Origin of the sequence: Streptomyces sp. NBC_00846 (assembly GCF_045207325.1) — a bacterium.
Classification (GTDB): Bacteria; Actinomycetota; Actinomycetes; order Streptomycetales; family Streptomycetaceae; genus Streptomyces.
The window spans coordinates 2,160,677-2,178,931 of the sequence record NZ_CP108846.1; the positions used below are offsets into that span (position 1 = coordinate 2,160,677).

Here is an 18,255-nt window from a genome sequence, read left to right on the forward strand (position 1 = left end):
TTCTGCGCCGACTGGGGGCCCATTGACGACTCCGGCCGAAAAGAAGTCAATGGCAGCGAAACGCATTGACTGATGGACCATCAGATACTGTCAAGATCCTCGTTCCCCTCACCTGGTGTGCGAACGCCCCGCGCCGGTGGGGTGCGGGGCGTTCGTACACGGTGTGTGGATTCGGTCGGCGTCAGCCCGCCGTCACGCTGACCCGCAGCGCGCCGTCGGGTCCGGCGAGCAGTACCGGTGTGTCCGGGCCGCCCAGGTCCCGTACCGCGGCGCGGTCCTCGTCCGACGGGGTCTGCGCCTCGGAGACGACTGCGGCCGCCTCCAGCGAGGTGGCGCCGCTGGCCACGGCCATCGCGACGGCGGTCTGCAGCGCGCTGAGCTTCAGCGACTCCAGCCGCACGGTGCCCGCGACGTACGTACGTCCGGTCTCGTCCCGTACGGCCGCACCCTCCGGCACACCGTTACGGGCGCGGGCGCTGCGCGCCAGCGTGACGATCTTGCGGTCCTCGGGGCCGAGGTCGGTGCTCTCAGTCATGTGCCGAGCATACGAACCGGGGGGCTCGTTCCCCGCCCCGCCCCACCCCCGAGGGGTCTATGCCCGGTCGAGCCTCAGCCGCTCCGCCTTCGGCAGGCCCGCGACCACCAGGTCGTAGGAGTCCTCGATCAGCTCACGGAGCACCCGGTCCGGTACCCCGGACACCGTCACCGTGTTCCAGTGGCGCTTGTTCATGTGCCAGCCCGGCACCACCGCGTCGTACTCCTCCCGCAGCCGCACCGCCTCGTCCGGATCGCACTTGAGGTTCACCGACAGCGGACGCACGTCCAGCGTGCTGAGCGCGAACATCTTGCCGAGCACCTTGAAGACGGACGTCTCCGGCCCGAACGGGAACTCCTCGACGCTCGCGTTGAACTCCAGGCAGAACGTCCTCAGCTGCTGCGGAGTCACTCCGCGTCCACCCCCTCCTGCCCCACGGGCTCCACCAGCACCGTGACGATCTTGTTCCGGCGGCCCGCCGTGGACTCCGCCGTCAGCCGCAGCCGGCGGCCGTCCGGCAGGTCGACGACTGCCGACGCCCCGGCGATCGGTACCCGGCCCAGCGCCTTCGCCAGCAGTCCGCCGACCGTTTCCACGTCCTCGTCGTCGTACTCGTCGAGGTCGAACAGGTCTCCGAGGTCGCCGATGTCCAGGCGCGCGGTCACCCGGAAGCAGCCGTTCTCCAGCTCCTGGACGGGCGGGAGTTCACGGTCGTACTCGTCGGTGATCTCGCCGACGATCTCTTCGAGGATGTCCTCGATGGTGACGATGCCCGCCGTACCGCCGTACTCGTCGATCACGACGGCGACATGACTGCGCTCCTGCTGCATCTCGCGCAGCAGATCGCCGGCGTTCTTCGTGTCGGGCACGAACGCCGCCGACCGCATCGCCGTGGAGACGAGATCGGCCTCCGACTCCCGGTTGATGTGCGTCTTGCGGACCAGATCCTTGAGATACACGATGCCGACGATGTCGTCCTCGTTCTCCCCGGTGACGGGGATCCGCGAGAAGCCGGAGCGCAGCGCCAGGGTCAGCGCCTGCCGGATCGTCTTGTACCGCTCGATGCAGACCAGGTCGGTCCGCGGCACCATGACCTCGCGTGCGAGCGTGTCACCGAGCTCGAAGACGGAGTGCACCATGCGGCGCTCCTCGTCCTCGATCAGCGACTCCGCCTCGGCGAGGTCGACCATCGCCCGCAGTTCGGCCTCGCTGGCGAACGGCCCCTTGCGGAAACCCTTGCCCGGCGTCAGCGCGTTGCCGATGAGGATCAGCAGCTGCGGGACCGGGCCCATGACCCTGGCCAGCGGCAGCAGGACGTACGCCGCCGCCGTCGCCGTGTTCAGCGGGTGCTGACGGCCGATGGTGCGCGGCGACACACCGATGGCGACGTAGGAGACCAGGACCATCACGGCCATGGCGACGGCCAGGGCCTCCCAGGTCTCCGGGAACTCCTTCAGACAGGCATACGTGACGAGCACACCGGCCGACATCTCGCAGGCGACCCGCACCAGCAGGGCGACATTGAGATAGCGGGTCGGGTCCGCCGCGACCTGTTCCAGCTTCTGGCTGCCGCGCCGCCCGGAGCGGACCGCCTCGGCGGCCCGGAAGCTCGACGTACGGGCGATGCCCGCCTCCGCGCAGGCCGCCAGCCAGCCGACGACGACCAGCAGCACGGCGCCCAGGACCAGAGGAACGCTCACGACACGGTGGGGGCGGGCGACGGGCCGGTCAGGCCGCGCTCGACACGCCAGCCGTCGACGATCGCGGCCTGGAGGCCGAACATCTCGGCCTTCTCGTCCGGCTCCTCGTGGTCGTACCCGAGGAGGTGCAGCACTCCGTGGACGGTGAGGAGCTGGAGCTCCTCGTCCATGGAGTGCTGCGTCGGCGCGTCCTCGCCCTGCTGCTTGGCGACCTCGGGGCAGAGCACGATGTCACCGAGGAGCCCCTGCGGGGGCTCCTCGTCGTCCTTGGACGGCGGACGGAGTTCGTCCATCGGGAAGGACATGACGTCCGTGGGACCCGGCAGGTCCATCCACTGGATGTGGAGCTGCTCCATGGCGTCGGTGTCCACCACGATCACCGAGAGCTCGGAGAGGGGGTGGATCCGCATCCGCGCGAGCGCGTAGCGGCCGATGTCGAGGATCGCCTGCTCGTCGACCTCGGTTCCGGACTCGTTGTTGACATCGATCGACATGGTGCGGCGCGACTACTTCCCGTTGTGGCTGTCTCGGTTGTCGTACTTCTCGTACGCGTCGACGATACGGCCGACGAGCTTGTGCCGGACGACATCCTGGGAGGTGAGCCGGGAGAAGTGCACGTCCTGGACGCCTTCGAGGATGTCCTGGACCTGACGCAGACCGCTCTTGGTCCCGTTCGGCAGGTCGACCTGCGTGACGTCACCGGTGACGACGATCTTCGAATCGAAGCCGAGCCGGGTCAGGAACATCTTCATCTGCTCGGCGCTGGTGTTCTGCGCCTCGTCGAGGATGATGAACGCGTCGTTGAGCGTCCTTCCCCGCATGTACGCCAGCGGCGCCACCTCGATCGTCCCCGCCGCCATCAGCCGCGGGATCGAGTCGGGGTCGAGCATGTCGTGCAGCGCGTCGTAGAGAGGGCGCAGATACGGGTCGATCTTCTCGTAGAGCGTGCCGGGCAGGAAGCCGAGCCGCTCGCCCGCCTCGACGGCGGGGCGGGTCAGGATGATCCGGTTGACCTGCTTGGACTGCAGGGCCTGGACCGCCTTCGCCATGGCGAGGTAGGTCTTGCCGGTGCCCGCAGGGCCGATGCCGAAGACGACGGTGTGCTTGTCGATCGCGTCGACGTACCGCTTCTGATTGAGCGTCTTGGGACGGATGGTGCGCCCGCGGCTGGAGAGGATGTTCTGGGTGAGTACCTCGGCCGGTGTCTCCGGGCCGTCCCCCTTGCCGCTCTCGGTTGCCTTGAGCATGGCGATCGAGCGTTCCACTGCGTCCTCCGTCATCGGCTGACCGGTGCGGAGCACCAGCATCATCTCGGCGAACAGGCGCTGGATCAGAGCGACTTCCGTCGCGTCCCCGGCGGCGCTGACCTCGTTTCCCCGGACATGGATGTCGGCCGCCGGGAAGGCCGTTTCGATCACGCGCAGCAGCGAGTCGCCTGAACCCAGGACCGTCACCATCGGATGCTTGGCCGGTACGGTGAACTGGGCTCGCGCCTGGCCCGGCGCGGGGGTCTGGTCTGTGGATGTCTGAGTCATGGGCCGGCTCTGTGGCCTGCACATACCTCCCGTTGCAAGGTTCTCGCCGATCGACAACCTCTGGATAACCAAGCCTACGACTCCGCGCTGACAACACCGAGGGCTTTTCCGTACGCACCGCGAACGCGTGTGCCCCGGGTCATGCCGGGCGGCGGAAGCCGATCGTCGGGACGGCCCGGCGCAGCGGCCACGGCCGGGCGGCCGTGGGCAGCAGTTTCTCCAGGAACGCGTAGCGCTGGAGCGCGGCCGGGTCCTGGTCAGCGAAGGTGCGGACCTGCTGCCACCAGGCGGCGATCTCGTCCCAGTCGGGTGCCGACAGCGATCCCCCGAACTCCTGCACCGAGAGCGCCGCGGTCAGTCCGGCGAAGGCCAGCCGGTCGGCCAGCGGCCAGTCCGCCAGGGTGCCGGTGACGAATCCGGCGACGAAGACATCGCCCGCCCCGGTCGGGTCGAGGGCCTCGACCTCGATCGCGGGCACTTCGGCGCTCGCCCCGGTCGCCGCGTCCACCGCGTACGCGCCGTCCGCGCCGAGGGTGACCACGGCGAGGGGCACCCGCTCGGCCAGGGCGTGGGCGGCGGCGCGCGGGCAGTCGGTGCGCGTGTAGCGCATCGCTTCCTCGGCGTTGGGGAGGAATGCCTGGCAGTGCCGCAGGTCGGTGAGGGCGTCCAGGTCCCAGCGGCCGGTCTCGTCCCAGCTGACATCGGCGAAGATCCGGGCGCCGTTCCCGGCCGCCTTGGCGACCCAGGGCTCGCTGCGGCCCGGAACGAGCGAGGCGATGGCGGCGCGGGCGCGGGGCGGGCAGCGCGGGAACAGAGGTTCCTCGGCGGGGATCGCGGCGCCGGGGGTGCCCGCGGGGCCCGGGGCCTCGTGACCGTGCGAAACCATCGTCCGCTCACCCTCGTACGCCATCGAGACGGTCACCGGCGAGTGCCAGCCGGGAACGGTGTGCGACATGGACAGGTCGATGCCCTCGCCCTGCTCCAGGGCGTCCCAGCAGTACTCGCCGTAGTGGTCGTCGCCGAACGCCGCGGCGAGCGAGGTGTGCAGCCCCAGCCGGGCCAGCGCCGTGGCCATGTTGGCGACCCCGCCGGGGCTGGAGCCCATGCCGCGGGCCCAGGACTCGGTGCCGCGCACCGGGGCGCTGTCCAGGCCGGTGAAAACGATGTCGAGGAAGACCGTGCCGGTGAGGAAGACGTCGCAGTCGGGGTCCTGCGGGGCGCGCAGCCCGTCCAGTGGGTCGATGCCTGGAATGTCTGTGCTCACCTTGCACTCCCCGGTCGTGGCAGATCTGGCCAGTGTGCCCGACGCGTGCCGGTATCCGGAGGGTCCGCGCCGCCGCTTCCGAGGGGCATGCGCCGGACCCGCACGCAGGGATGCCGACCTGCATAAACATGCGCAGCTACCCGCATGACCGAAGGGTAAACGCATACGTGATCCGGATCACACAGGGGCGCCTTTCGGTCGACTGGGTGCAGTTGATACAAATTGGGCCCGCGAGCCCCGTCTGCGACAGCTGCCGACGCGTGCACCGCCTTCCCCGTAGTTCTCGCATTCCCGCATTGCCCTCGCCTGCCCTCCCTACCTCCTTCGCCGCTTCGGCATGTCTTCAGGAACGCCCATGTCCTCGCGCCCTCGCGCCGCGTGGCCCCTGGTCGCCGTGTTCACCGCCGGTTACCTCGCCGCCTATCTGCTCCCCACCATCGTCGGGCGGCTCTCCGTCCATCTCGGTCTCAGTACGGCCCAGGCCGGTCTGGCGGGCAGTGCCCTGCTGCTGAGTTCGGCAACCGCCGGGTTCACACTGGCGGGCCGGGTCGAGGTGTACGGGCCGCGGAAACCGGCGCGGGTCGGGCTCGTGCTGGCCATGGCGGGGTACGGCTGCGCCGCGCTGGCGAGTTCCGTGCCGCTGGTGGTCATGGGCGCGGTGATCGGCGGTTTCGGCTCCGGTACGGCTACGGCGGTGGCCGCGGCGGGCATCGCCGCCCAGCGCGATCCGCACCGGACCTCGTCGCTCGGTCTGCTGAGCGTCTCCGCGACAGCGGGCGCCCTCTATCTGACGATCCCGCACCTCGGCGGCGGCCACCGGCTGCCGTTCGCCTCGATCGCACTGGTCGCGCTGCTCGTCTGGCCCGCCACGGCACGGCTCGGCCACGCCGGGGGCGGCAGTCCTGCCGCCCCCGTCTCGCGTCGGCTGCCGCACCGCCGCTCCGGCCTGGTGCTGGCGGGCGGCATGCTCGTCTGGTCCATGGCGCAGAACGCGCTGTGGGGCGTCAGCAGCCGGATCGGGGTGGTGCAGGTGGGACTCTCCGAGGTCACCATCGGCGCGGTGTTCGCCGCCGCGCTCGGTGCGGGACTGCTCGGGGTGATGGGCGCCGGGATGCTCGGGGCCAGGCTCGGCCGGGCGGTGCCGATCGGTGTCGGCACACTGATCATCGCGGCGAGCATCGTGCTCAGCTCGTCCGCCCGGAACCTCGGCTCGTTCGCGACCGGCGAGATCCTGTGGAACACCGTCTACCCGGTGGTCCTGTCGTACCTGATCGGCCTGGCCGCATCCCTGGACGTACGCGGGCGCTGGGCGGTCCTCGCGGGCTCCGCGTCATCGGTCGGGGTGGCCTGCGGGCCGGTCCTCGGCAGCGTGCTGTCCGAACAGGCCGGGTACCCGGTCATGGGCCTGGTCCTGGGGGCCGTGACGCTCCTGGTCGCGGCCCCGGTCACGGCCGTCGCCCTGCACACCGGTGGCCGTCCGCTGGTGCCGGGATCGGTGCGCCGCCGGGGTGGCGCCCCGGCCGCGCTGCTCGCCGTCACCACCGGGGCGGTGCCCGGCGCCGTGCCCAGGCTGGGCGCGCCCGAGCAGGCCGTCACGGAGATCAGCCTGCCCGTGCGCCGTAGGCGCCCGGTCAGGAACGCGTTCCGGACAGCCGGCCCGTCGGGCGGGGCCGGTCAGTCGAACGCGTACGCCTCGACCTCGGACAGGTAGCGCGCCCTGCGCTCCTCGTCGTGGTCGAGGAAGGCCGCCTCGAAGGAGTTGCGGGCCAGCGTGCGCAGCTGCTCCCGGTCCAGGCCGAGCGCCTCGTGGACGGCGTGGAAGGTGTCTCCGACGTAGCCGCCGAAGTAGGCAGGGTCGTCGGAGTTCACCGTGCAGAGCAGTCCGGCGGCCATCATGTCCCGCAGCGGGTGCTGTTCCAGGGTGTCGATGGCGCGCAGCCGTACGTTGGACAGCGGGCAGAGGGTGAGCGGCACCCGGTCGGCGACCAGCCGCTTCACCAGGTCCGCGTCCTCCATGCAGCGCAGCCCGTGGTCAATGCGTTCGACACCGAGGACGTCCAGGGCCTCCCGGATGTACTCGGGCGGGCCCTCCTCGCCGGCGTGGGCGACCTTGCGCAGACCGAGCGCTCCGGCGGCCTCGTACACCTCGCGGAATTTGACGGGCGGGTGCCCGGCCTCCGCCGAGTCGAGGCCGACCGCGCTGATCCGGTGCAGGTACGGCTTCGCGGACTCCAGGGTGCGCAGCGCCGATTCGGCGGACTGGTCGCGCAGGAAGCACATGATCAGCTGGGTGGAGATGCCGTGCTTCTGCTCGCTGCGGTCCAGCGCCCGGCCGAGCCCCTCGACGACGGTGCCGATCGGGACGCCGCGTGCGGTGTGCGCCTGCGGGTCGAAGAAGATCTCGGCGTGCCGGACGCCCTGGGCGGCGGCGCGGGTGAGGTAGGCGTCGGCGAGCTCCTCGAAGTCCTCCTCGGTCCGGAGCACGGCCATCAGCGCGTAGTACAGGTCGAGGAAGGTCTGCAGACCGTCGAAGAGATAGGCGGTGCGCAGCTCTTCGGTGTCCGCGTACGGGAGTTGCACGCCGTTGCGTGCGGCGAGCGCAAAGGCCAGCTCGGGTTCGAGGGTTCCCTCTATGTGGAGGTGGAGTTCGGCTTTGGGAAGGTGCACGGGAATTTCACGCTCACAAATGGTGGTACCGATGAGTGTCAGATGTGCCGGGTGGGCACGGGAACCCGGCCGAGGTCCCGGGCGACGGTCAGTTCGCCCTCGAACCCCGCATTGCGGGCCTGGGTCTCGAAGGCCGTCGGATCGTCGTACCGCTGCGAGAAGTGGGTCAGTACCAGGTGCCGTACGCCCGCGTCCCTGGCCACCCGGGCGGCCTGGCCGGCGGTCAGATGGCCGTGGTCGGTGGCGAGCCGTTCGTCCTCGTCGAGGAAGGTCGATTCGATGACCAGCAGGTCGCATCCCTCGGCGAGCACGTGCACGCCGTCGCAGAGCCTCGTGTCCATGATGAACGCGAACCGCTGACCGCGCCTGCGCTCGGAGACGTCGTCGAGGGTGACGGCGCCGAGGGCGCCCTCGCGCTGGATCCGGCCGACGTCGGGGCCCCTGATGCCGTGTTCGGCGAGTTTCGCGGGGAGCATGCGGCGTGCGTCGGGTTCGACGAGCCGGTAGCCGTACGACTCGACGGGGTGCGAGAGCCGGTGGCTGCTGAGCGTGTACGCGTCCGTGGTGGCGAGCACCCCGTCGGCGGCGACCGGGGCCTCGGTCAGCTCGACGGACTCGCGGTAGGCGGTCGCGTACCGCAGCCGCTCGAAGAAACGCTGCCCGCTCGCCGGGTAGTGCGCGGTGACCGGGTGCGGGACCTGGTCGAGGTTGATCCGCTGGATGACCCCGGCCAGGCCGAGCGAGTGGTCGCCGTGGAAGTGCGTGACGCAGATCCGGTCGATGTCGTGCGCGGCGACGCCGGCCCGCAGCATCTGGCGCTGGGTGCCCTCACCCGGGTCGAAGAGGATGCCCTCGCCGTCCCAGCGCAGCAGATAGCCGTTGTGGTTGCGGTGCCTGGTCGGGACCTGGCTGGCGGTGCCGAGGACCACGAGTTCGCGTACGGACACGGTGTGCGATCGACCGTCCTAGCCGGGGGGCCACTGGAGTCCGCGGCCGCCCAGGACGTGGGCGTGCGCGTGGAAGACGGTCTGCCCGGCGCCGGAGCCGGTGTTGAGGACGACCCGGTAGCCGGTGTCCACGATCTTCTCGTCGGCGGCGACGTTCCCTGCCTCGCGCAGTATGTCGGCGGCGATGGCCGGCTCGGCGGCGGCGAGGGCGGCGGCGTCCGGATGGTGGACGCGGGGGATGACGAGTACGTGGGTGGGGGCCTGGGGGTTGATGTCCCGGAAGGCGACGGTGGTTTCGGTCTCCCGGACGATGGTTGCCGGGATCTCACCCGAAACGATCTTGCAGAACAGGCAGTCGGGCTGCGGTTCTCCCGCCATGGGGCTGGCTCCTCGGTCGGTGGTGATCGTCGTACGGCATGGTATCGGGACGCCTGCGGCGGGCCTTGTCCCCCTGCCCACCCCTTCCCGCTACGCCGGCGGGGCTGAAAAACCAGCCTCGTCGGCGTTTGAGGCGCGGGGTCCGGGGCGGAGCCCCGTTGGGGAAGGAGCGGGGAGGGGGGAACAGGCACGCCGCAAGGCGACCCGCACCCCCACCCCGCCCCGCACGCCCCCTTACGCCCCCGGCCGCTCCGGCGCCCGCTTCGCCGGGGTCTGCGTCAGCGAAGCGAGTGCGATCCGGATCGCCTCGTCCAGCTGCGGATCGCGCCCCGCCGCATGGTCCTGCGGCGCCATCACGACCTCGACGTCGGGATCGACCCCGTGGTTCTCCACGCCCCAGCCGTAACCCTCGAGCCAGAACGCATACTTGGGCTGGGTGACCAGCGTCCCGTCCACGAGCCGGTAGCGGCTGTCGATGCCGATGACGCCGCCCCAGGTACGCGTGCCGACCACCGGGCCGATGCGCAGTGCCTTGATCGCGGCGTTCACGATGTCGCCGTCCGAGCCGGAGAACTCGTTGGCGACGGCCACCACCGGGCCGCGCGGTGCATCCTCCGGGTAGCTGTAGGGCTGCATGCCGCGCGGCATGGCCCAGCCGACGATGCGCCGGGCGAGCTTCTCCACGATCAGCTGCGAGGTGTGGCCGCCGCGATTCTCCCGGACGTCCACGACGAGCCCCTCGCGGGCCACTTCGAGCCGCAGATCGCGGTGGAGCTGCGCCCAGCCGGAGCCGACCATGTCGGGAATGTGGAGGTAGCCGAGGCGGCCTCCGGAGTGCTCGTGGACGTAGGCCCGCCGGTCGGCGACCCACGCGTGGTAGCGCAGCGCCTCCTCGTCGGCGACCGGTACGACGACGACATGGCGCGGGTCGCCGCCGTCCACCGGTGAGACGGTCAGCTCGACCGGTTTCCCGGCCGAGCCGGTGAGCAGCGGTCCGGGCCCGGCCAGCGGGTCGACCGGGTGCCCGTCCACGGCGAGAATCGCGTCGCCGACGCGCACCGCCACGCCGGGTGCGGCGAGCGGCGAGCGGGCCGCCGGGTCGGAGGTCTCGGACGGCAGGATGCGGTCGATGCGCCAACGCCCCTCGTCCGTACGGGAGATGTCAGCGCCGAGCAGACCCTGCCGGGCGGAGTCGTCGCGCCAGCCGCCGGGCGGGGTCACATAGGCGTGGGAGGTGCCGAGCTCGCCCTGCAACTCCCACAGCAGGTCCATCAGGTCGTCGTGGGTGGCGACGCGCTCCAGCACCGGACGGTAGCGGTCCAGGACGCCGTCCCAGTCGGTGCCGCCCATGTCGGGGCGCCAGAAGTTGTCCCGCATGATGCGCCCGGCCTCGTCGTACATCTGCCGCCACTCGGCGGCCGGTTCGAGGGTCCGGCGGATCCTGGAGAGGTCGACGGTGATGCTGCTGTCGCTGCCGCCGTCGTGGTCGTCGTCACCGGCCGGGACGCGGCTGTCGGACGGTACGACGCGCAGCTTGCCCCGGGTCCGCAGGGCGATCCGCCGGCCGTCTCCGCTGACCTCGAACCCGCTGACGTCGGAGGTGAGTTCCTCGCAGCGCAGCTTCTCCAGGTCGTACCGTTCGAGGACGGTCTCGGGCCGACGGGCGTCCGGCGTGGCGCCGCTCGTGCCGAGCACTCCGGTCACCGGGTGGTTCAGCCACAGCAGTCCGTCCTTCGCGGCGCGCAGCGTGGAGTAGCTGGCGGCCTCGACGGGCAGCGGCACGATCCGGTCGGCGAGCCCTTCGAGGTCGATGCGGGTGACGGGCAGCGCGGTCGGGTTGTCCTCGCCGTCGCCGCTCTTCTCCTTCTCGGTCGGGCGGCCGTGGCGCTGCGGTCCGAACGGGGAGGGCGTGGTGGCTGCGAGCGTCAGCAGATGCGGACGGCAGGCGCCGATGAACGCCAGGTCGAAGACGTGGGCGTCGTAGACCGGGTCGAAGGACCGCTCGGAGAGGAACGCGAGGTGCTTGCCGTCGGTGGTGAACGCCGGGGAGAAGTCCCGGAAGCGCAGCGGGGTGGCCTCGGCGACCGACAGGTCGGCGACGTGGGCGAGCTTGAGCTGCCTGAGTGGCTCGGGCCCGGGGTGCGACCAGGCGAGCCAGGAGGAGTCGGGCGAGAAGACGAGGCCGGAGGCGTCGCCGTGTTCGCTGTGGTCCACCTCGTGGACCTCGCCGCTCTCCCGCTCGACGATCAGCACCCGCCCGTCGTGCGTGGCGACGGCGAACCGGCTGCCGTCCGGGGCCGCGGCGAGGCCGAGGACCCTGCCGATGCGGCCCGCGGCGAGGCGGCGCGGTACGGAGCCCGGTGCGGTGCCGGTGGCGGGCGCGCACTCCAGGGCGTCGTCGCCCTCGGCGTCGGTGACCCAGACGACGTGCTGGTCGCCGTCGGCCTGGAAGGCGCGCGGCATGCGCGCCCGCACCCCCGGTTCGACGGCGAGCGCGCGGGCCGGGCCCTCACGGTGGGTGACCCAGTGGACGGCGCCGCGCGTCCCGACCGCGCTGCCGCGGCCCGTGCGGTCCGGGGACGCGGCATCGAGGTGGCTGTCGGCGTGCACGGGATGGGGCTGGAGGTCGGCGCGCTGGCCGCCGAGCCGGATGTCGAGGCGGCGGGGCGCGGCGCCTTCGAGGTCGTCCAGCAGCCGGAGCTCACCGGCCGATGCGTAACAGACGCGGGTGCCGTCGGTGCTCGCGTGGCGGGCGTAGAAGCCGTCGGCCTCGGTGTGACGGCGCAGGTCCGAGCCGTCGGGGAGCGAGGAGTAGAGCGCGCCGGCCCCCTCGTGGTCGGAGAGGAACGCCACGCGGTCACCGACCCACATCGGGCATTCGATGTTCCCGTCGAGGTCCTCGTGGAGCCGGACGAACTCCGCCGGGCCGTCGGCCTCGCCCTCCACCGCGATCCACAGCTTGCCCGCGGTGCCACCCCGGTAGCGTTTCCATTTGGCGGCCTCGCGCCCCATGGTGGCCGAGAGCAGCAGGATCCGTCCGCCCGGCCCGTACGCGAGGGAGCCGACCGGCCCGTACGGCAGGGTCCGCGCGGGCCCGCCGTCGACCGGGACGGCCCTGGCCCAGCTGCGCCGCAGTGACACCTGTCCCTGGGTGCTGATGACGAGTACGTCGCCCTCGGGCGTCCAGCCGCGTACGGAGGTCCGCGCGTCGCCCCAGTACGTGAGCCGCTCGGAGGGGCCGCCGTCGACCGGTGCGACGTGCACTTCGGGCGCCCCGTCCCGGGTGGATGTCCAGGCGACGCGGGTTCCGTCGGGCGATATCCGCGGGTTGTTGACGGGTCGGTTGTCGGCGCTGACGCGCCAGGCTCGGCCGCCGTCCAGCGGCGCCAGCCAGACATCGTCCTCGGCGGTGAAGGCGATCAAATCGCCCTGGACATGGGGGTATCGGAGGTAGGAAGGCTGCGTCACACCGATCACCCTAGGCCGCGGGCTCGCTCCGCGGAACCGAGTTGGCCGGAGTCCACCGGGTGGTTCGGGGCCTGTCACGCTCATTTGCCCTGGGGCGATTCGGTCACCGTGACCGTCACGGTGACGGTCGGCCGTGCAGTGCCGCTGCCGCCCCCCAGAGGCGGATTCGCCGCGCCGGTCGACGGTGCGGCGTCGCAGTTGCCCAGCACAGCCGCCCGGAAGACGGCCTTCCCGCCGGCCTTCGCGGTCAGGTCGCCCCGCACGCACCGCCCGTCGAACTCCTGGGTCACGTTGCCGTTGATCGTGATGTCCTTGCCTTCCTTGGTCCTTCCGGTGCAGTCGACGTCCGCGGTCCGGCGCGCGGAGGCGGCGGGCGACGCGCCCCCGATCAGGCCCGCGCCGGTATCGGCCGTGCAGTTGAGCCACTGGACATGGACCCCGCGGCTCTCCAGGGCGCTGGTGGCGGTCCGGTCGGTGGTCACGGCGATGGACGCGGAGTTCAGCCCGCTCACGGGCTCACAGGCCACCACACCGGCGGCCGCCGCGCCCGCGAGCGCGGACGCGGCCAGAAAACGACGGGCCCTTCTCCGACCCCATGCCCTTGATGTCCCCATACGGGCAGCTTCCCACCGTTCCCCCACGGAATGGTAGACGGCTTGCGGCCATACCGGAGTTGGCGCCGGAGCGCGAGAGGGGGCTCACGACCAGCGGCCGGTGCGCCCCAGCAGCAGTGCCGTCGCCGCCGTACCCGCCGTCGAGGTTCGCAGGACGGACATTCCGAGCCGGCAGGTGCGGGCGCCCGCCCCGGCGAAGACCGCCAGTTCGTCCGGCGACACACCACCCTCGGGGCCGACGACCAGCACGATCTCGCCCTGGGTGGGGAGTTGGACGGTGGCCAGCGGCTCGCTTTCGTGCCCCCGGTCCTCGTGCAGGACTGCGGCGAAGTCCGCCGTGGCCAGCAGTGCGGCAACCTGCTTGGTCGTCATCGCGTCCGCCACCTCGGGAAACCGCACCCGGCGCGACTGTTTACCGGCCTCCCGGGCGGTGTTGCGCCATTTCGCGAGGGACTTGAGTCCACGATCGCCCTTCCACTGCGTGATGCAGCGCGATGCCTGCCAGGGCACGATCACGTCGACACCGGTCTCCGTCATCGTCTCGACCGCGAGCTCGCCGCGGTCACCCTTGGGCAGGGCCTGGACGACGGTGATACGGGGCGTGGGCCGCGGCTCCTCGCGGACCTCCACCAGGTCCATGACCACGAGCCGGTCCTTGCCCTCGGCGGCCCTGACGACCCCTTGCGTCCACCGGCCGTGGCCATCCGTCAGCACGACGTCCTCACCGGCACGCAGCCGCTTGACCGATACGGCGTGCCGCCCCTCGGATCCTTCCAGCACGAACTCGGGCCCGCCCGGGACCTGTTCGACGACGAAGACCGGTGCGGTCACTGCGTACTCCCTGTGTTCACGGCCGTCCGTGCGGCGTCCAGTTCCTCGACGAGCAGTTCGATCAGCCGGCCGGCGGGCAGCTCGCGGGCCAGCCGGTGCCCCTGGCCCGCCCACAGCGCCATGCCCTGGGCGTCGCCGGCCTTGGCCGCCGCCTTGCGCAGACCGGCGGTCAGGTAGTGGACCTGCGGGTAGGCGGCGGGGGCGTACGGGCCGTGCTCGCGCATGAAGCGGTTGACCAGGCCGCGGGCCGGGCGGCCGGAGAAGGCCCGGGTCAGGGCGGTCCGTACGAACAGCGGGTTGGTCAGCGCCTGTTTGTGCAGCGGATTCGCCCCGGACTCGGGGCAGACGAGGAACGCCGTGCCGAGCTGGGCCGCCGCCGCGCCCGCGGCGAGCACCGCCGTGATCTGGGAGCCGCGCATCAGCCCGCCGGCGGCGATGATGGGCACCTGTACGGTCTCGCGGACCTGGGCCACCAGGGAGAGGACTCCGATCCCGGTGCCGTCGGTCTGCGGGTCGTCGCGATGGGTGGACTGGTGGCCGCCCGCCTCTATGCCTTGCACGCAGACCGCGTCGGCGCCCGCCCACTGGGCGGCCTGGGCCTCCTCGGGCGTGGTGACCGTCACGACGGTGTACGTGCCGACCCCGGCGAACGCGTCGAGGGTGTCCCTGGCCGGGCAGCCGAAGGTGAACGAGACGGCCGGGACCGGGTCCTCCAGGAGGATCGCGAGTTTGGCGTCGTAGTTGTCGTCGCCGCCGGAGTCCGGATCGCCGAGCGGAGTCTCGTACCAGACGGCCTCACCGGCGAGTTGGTGCCGGTACACCTCGACGGCGCTCGGATCGGCGAGTGCGGGCTGCGGCATGAAGAGATTGACGCCGAAGGGCTGACCGGTCAGCCCGCGCAGCTGCTTGATCTCGTGGTACATGCCGTCCGCCGTCTTGTACCCGGCGGCGAGGAAACCAAGACCGCCCGCTTCGGCGACGGCCGCGACGAGCGGCGGACAGGAGACACCCCCTGCCATCGGGGCCTGCACGATCGGATACCGGCAGAGATCGGTCAACACGGATGACATGACCGCATCGTGTCACGTCCCGCTCACCTCGGCGTGCCGAGCCCCGGGTCCTCTTTGTCCTTAAATCTGTCCTCGAACGCCGGACGGCTCGGCAAGCGAGCCCGTCCGGCTTTCAGGGACGGCGTTCAAGGACGGCACGCAGGACGGGCGGGGCCGTCCCCAGGGACCGTCAGCGGCCGTTGAAGGCGTCCTTCAGGCGGGAGAACAGCCCCTGCTGCCCGGGCTGGAACTGGCCGGTGGGCCGCTCCTCGCCGCGCAGCTTCGCGAGGTCCCGCAGCAGTCGCTCCTGCTCCGGGTCCAGCTTCGTCGGGGTCATGACCTCGACGTGCACGATGAGATCGCCGCGCCCGCCGCCCCGCAGATGCGTGATGCCGCGGCCGTGCAGCGGGACCGACTGGCCCGACTGCGTACCGGGCCGGATGTCGACCTCCTCCAGGCCGTCGAGCGTCTCCAGCGGCACCTTGGTGCCGAGCGCGCCCGCCGTCATCGGGATGGTGACCGTGCAGTGCAGATCGTCGCCGCGGCGCTGGAACACCGCGTGCGGCAGCTCGTGGATCTCCACGTACAGGTCGCCGGCCGGGCCGCCGCCGGGGCCGACCTCGCCCTCGCCCGCGAGTTGGATGCGGGTGCCGTTGTCGACACCGGCGGGGATCTTCACGGTGAGCGTGCGCCTGGACCGGATGCGGCCGTCGCCGGCGCACTCCGGGCACGGGGTCGGCACGACCGTACCGAAGCCCTGACACTGTGGGCAGGGCCGCGAGGTCATGACCTGGCCGAGGAAGGACCGGGTGACCTGGGAGACCTCACCGCGGCCGCGGCACATGTCACAGGTCTGGGCGGAGGTGCCGGGAGCGGCGCCCTCGCCGTTGCAGGTCGCACAGACGACCGCCGTGTCGACCTGGATGTCCTTGGTGGTGCCGAACGCGGCCTCGGCGAGATCGATCTCCAGCCGGATCATCGCGTCCTGGCCGCGCCGGGTACGCGAACGTGGCCCGCGCTGCGACGACGTACCGAAGAACGCGTCCATGATGTCGGAGAAGTTGCCGAAGCCACCCTGTCCGAATCCGCCGGCGCCACCGCCGCCGGAGGCGGACAGCGGGTCGCCGCCGAGGTCGTAGACCTGCTTCTTCTGCGCGTCCGACAACACCTCGTAGGCGGCGTTGATCTCCTTGAACCGCTCCTGGGTCTTCGGATCGGGGTTCACATCCGGATGCAGCTCGCGAGCGAGCCGCCGGAATGCCTTCTTGATCTCGTCCTGAGATGCGTCGCGGCGCACGCCGAGTACGGCGTAGTAGTCCGTGGCCACTTACGACTCCGCCAGGATCTGTCCGACGTAACGTGCCACTGCGCGTACCGCTCCCATCGTTCCGGGGTAGTCCATGCGGGTCGGTCCGACCACGCCGAGTTTGGCGACTGCTTCGTCGCCCGAACCGTAGCCGACCGCGACGACGGACGTGGAGTTGAGCCCCTCGTGGGCGTTCTCGTGCCCGATTCGTACGGTCATGCCCGAGTCCTTGGCCTCGCCGAGCAGCTTCAGCAGCACGACCTGCTCCTCCAGTGCCTCCAGCACCGGCCGGATCATCACAGGAAAGTCGTGCCCGAAGCGGGTGAGGTTGGAGGTGCCGCCGATCATCAGCCGCTCCTCCGTCTCCTCGACGAGGGTTTCGAGCAGGGTGGAGAGCACGGTGGAGACCGTTCCCCGGTCCTCGCTCTCGAATGAGTCCGGCAGATCCTGCACCAGTTGCGGGACATCCGCGAAGCGGCGCCCGACGACCCGGCTGTTGAGCCGGGCCCGCAGATCGGCGAGCGACGTCTCACCGAACGGGGCGGGACAGTCGATCATGCGCTGTTCGACCCGGCCGGTGTCCGTGATCAGCACGAGCATCAGCCGGGCGGACGCCAGCGACAGCAGTTCCACATGCCGCACCGTGGACCGGGTCAGCGAGGGGTACTGCACGATGGCGACCTGCCGGGTCAGCTGCGCGAGCAGCCGTACGGTACGGCCCACGACGTCGTCGAGGTCGACCGCGCCGTCGAGGAAGTTGTGAATGGCTCGGCGTTCCGGCGACGAGAGGGGCTTGACGCCCGCGAGCTTGTCGACGAAGAGCCGGTAGCCCTTGTCCGTCGGGATGCGTCCCGCACTGGTGTGGGGCTGGGCGATGAAGCCCTCGTCCTCCAGCACCGCCATGTCGTTGCGGACGGTGGCCGGGGAGACCCCCAGCTTGTGCCGCTCGGTGAGCGCCTTGGAACCCACGGGCTCCTCGGTGCCGACATAGTCCTGGACGATGGCGCGCAGCACTTCGAGTCTGCGTTCGCTGAGCATCGCGCACACCTCCAGCTGTGTTCCTCGTGGTTCTCGGGCCGTTCCTGGGTCATTCCCGGGAATCCGCCTGGCACTCTGTCGTCGCGAGTGCCAGCAATCCCCCGGCCAGTGTACGGCGGCCGAGTGGGGGCCTAGCAAGGGCGACCGGCCACGCCACCCCGAGACCGCGCAGGTCGTTGCCGATAGCGTCGCTGTATGGATGCCTTTTGGGAAGAGTTCGGCTGGGAGCGACTCGGTCACGGAATGGGCCGCCGGCGCCTTCCCGGATGGGACGCGACCGTCGCACTGGTGGTCGGAGCGGAGGGAGTTCTGCTCTACGACACCGGATCGACACTCCGCGAAGGCGCCGAAGTACGGGCTCAGGCACAGGCCCTGCTCGGCCGGAAGGTGACGCATATCGCACTCAGCCACCCGCACTTCGACCATGTGCTGGGCACCGCGGCGTTCTCCGGCGCCCAGGTGTACGGGGCGGTCGGCATGGCGGGCCTGCTGACGTCCGGGGCGGACTCCCTGTACGCCTCCGCGGTACGCCACGGGGTGTCCGAGCACGACGCGGCGGAGGCCACCGGTGTCGTGGTGGCGCCGCACCACGAGGTGTGCGGTGAGTGGACGCTCGATCTGGGGGGCGGCCGCCAGGTGCTGCTGGCGAACGTGGGCCCCGCCCACAGCGGCCACGACCTGGCCGTGCTCGTGCCCGGCTCCCCCGCGGTGGTGCTCTGCGGGGACCTGGTCGAGGAGTCCGGTGAACCGCAGGCGGGCCGGGACGCGGTCCCGTCGCGCTGGCCGGCCGCGCTGGACCGGCTGCTGGAACTCGGGGGCGAGGACGCGGTGTACGTGCCGGGGCACGGGGCGGTGGTGGACGCGGCGTTCGTCAGGGCGCAGCGGGACCGGCTGGCCGCCCTCTTCGGCGTGTCGTGACCGGT

The 18,255-nt window shown here is 71.2% G+C and carries 17 protein-coding genes; 2 read left to right on the plus strand and 15 right to left on the minus strand.

Translation table 11 applies throughout. The features are described 5' to 3' along the window. Positions 1 to 181 precede the first annotated feature (181 nt). The 6 genes from OG936_RS10030 to OG936_RS10055 all read right to left on the minus strand — a co-directional run bounded on the left by OG936_RS10030 (position 182) and on the right by OG936_RS10055 (position 5,034). Positions 182 to 535, minus strand: coding sequence for a cytidine deaminase (locus OG936_RS10030; RefSeq protein ID WP_383756330.1), 354 nt, complete (start codon positions 533 to 535; stop codon positions 182 to 184). A 57-nt stretch (positions 536 to 592) separates the two neighbouring features. After that, positions 593 to 946, minus strand: coding sequence for an MmcQ/YjbR family DNA-binding protein (locus tag OG936_RS10035; RefSeq protein ID WP_383756327.1), 354 nt, complete (start codon positions 944 to 946; stop codon positions 593 to 595). Then, entirely contained in the window at positions 943 to 2,235 is a 1,293-nt protein-coding gene (locus OG936_RS10040; protein WP_406494005.1) for a hemolysin family protein, read from the minus strand. Before OG936_RS10040 ends, OG936_RS10035 begins: the two co-directional genes overlap by 4 nt. Then, positions 2,232 to 2,729 carry an rRNA maturation RNase YbeY gene (ybeY, locus tag OG936_RS10045; RefSeq protein ID WP_406494006.1) on the minus strand — a complete coding sequence of 166 codons (498 nt, stop codon included), beginning with the start codon at positions 2,727 to 2,729 and terminating at the stop codon, positions 2,232 to 2,234. Before ybeY ends, OG936_RS10040 begins: the two co-directional genes overlap by 4 nt. A 12-nt stretch (positions 2,730 to 2,741) precedes the next feature. After that, entirely contained in the window at positions 2,742 to 3,770 is a 1,029-nt protein-coding gene (locus OG936_RS10050; protein ID WP_406494007.1) for a PhoH family protein, read from the minus strand. 139 nt (positions 3,771 to 3,909) lie between these two features. Next, the gene (locus OG936_RS10055; protein WP_406494009.1) at positions 3,910 to 5,034 is read right to left on the minus strand and encodes a carbohydrate kinase family protein; all 1,125 of its coding nucleotides are present in this window, start codon (positions 5,032 to 5,034) and stop codon (positions 3,910 to 3,912) included. A 355-nt stretch (positions 5,035 to 5,389) separates the two neighbouring features. Between OG936_RS10055 and OG936_RS10060 the strand changes: the two genes are divergently transcribed. Beyond that, complete coding sequence (locus tag OG936_RS10060) at positions 5,390 to 6,745, plus strand: MFS transporter (RefSeq protein WP_406494011.1); 1,356 nt, start codon at positions 5,390 to 5,392, stop codon at positions 6,743 to 6,745. Here the strand turns inward: OG936_RS10060 and OG936_RS10065 are convergent. From OG936_RS10065 to hrcA, 9 genes are all read right to left on the minus strand, one after another. Continuing rightward, positions 6,709 to 7,701, minus strand: a complete 993-nt coding sequence (locus OG936_RS10065; RefSeq protein ID WP_406494013.1) for an adenosine deaminase — start codon at positions 7,699 to 7,701, stop codon at positions 6,709 to 6,711. The two genes, OG936_RS10060 and OG936_RS10065, sit on opposite strands and share 37 nt — an antisense overlap. A 38-nt stretch (positions 7,702 to 7,739) precedes the next feature. Beyond that, the gene (locus OG936_RS10070; RefSeq protein WP_406494015.1) at positions 7,740 to 8,648 is read right to left on the minus strand and encodes a ribonuclease Z; all 909 of its coding nucleotides are present in this window, start codon (positions 8,646 to 8,648) and stop codon (positions 7,740 to 7,742) included. 18 nt (positions 8,649 to 8,666) lie between these two features. Then, entirely contained in the window at positions 8,667 to 9,026 is a 360-nt protein-coding gene (locus OG936_RS10075) for a histidine triad nucleotide-binding protein (protein ID WP_383756312.1), read from the minus strand. A gap of 234 nt (positions 9,027 to 9,260) precedes the next feature. Then, positions 9,261 to 12,494, minus strand: a complete 3,234-nt coding sequence (locus OG936_RS10080; RefSeq protein WP_406494017.1) for a S41 family peptidase — start codon at positions 12,492 to 12,494, stop codon at positions 9,261 to 9,263. An 80-nt stretch (positions 12,495 to 12,574) separates the two neighbouring features. Next, positions 12,575 to 13,006 (minus strand): hypothetical protein, encoded by a 432-nt coding sequence (locus OG936_RS10085; protein WP_406494018.1) that lies wholly within the window; start codon positions 13,004 to 13,006, stop codon positions 12,575 to 12,577. Between the two features lie 186 nt (positions 13,007 to 13,192). Further along, complete coding sequence (locus OG936_RS10090; RefSeq protein WP_406494020.1) at positions 13,193 to 13,939, minus strand: 16S rRNA (uracil(1498)-N(3))-methyltransferase; 747 nt, start codon at positions 13,937 to 13,939, stop codon at positions 13,193 to 13,195. Then, a complete protein-coding gene (locus OG936_RS10095; RefSeq protein WP_406494021.1) occupies positions 13,936 to 15,009 on the minus strand; it encodes a nitronate monooxygenase in 1,074 nt (357 codons plus the stop codon). The genes OG936_RS10090 and OG936_RS10095 overlap by 4 nt, the downstream gene beginning before the upstream one ends. 169 nt (positions 15,010 to 15,178) lie before the next feature. Beyond that, positions 15,179 to 16,315, minus strand: a complete 1,137-nt coding sequence (gene dnaJ, locus OG936_RS10100; protein WP_383756299.1) for a molecular chaperone DnaJ — start codon at positions 16,313 to 16,315, stop codon at positions 15,179 to 15,181. Further along, on the minus strand, positions 16,316 to 17,332 hold the full coding sequence (gene hrcA, locus OG936_RS10105) for a heat-inducible transcriptional repressor HrcA (protein ID WP_266746133.1): 1,017 nt from the start codon (positions 17,330 to 17,332) through the stop codon (positions 16,316 to 16,318). A 195-nt stretch (positions 17,333 to 17,527) separates the two neighbouring features. On the opposite strand from hrcA, the gene OG936_RS10110 reads away from it, so the two are divergent. Then, positions 17,528 to 18,250, plus strand: a complete 723-nt coding sequence (locus tag OG936_RS10110; protein ID WP_406494024.1) for an MBL fold metallo-hydrolase — start codon at positions 17,528 to 17,530, stop codon at positions 18,248 to 18,250. The last annotated feature ends 5 nt before the right edge of the window (positions 18,251 to 18,255 follow it).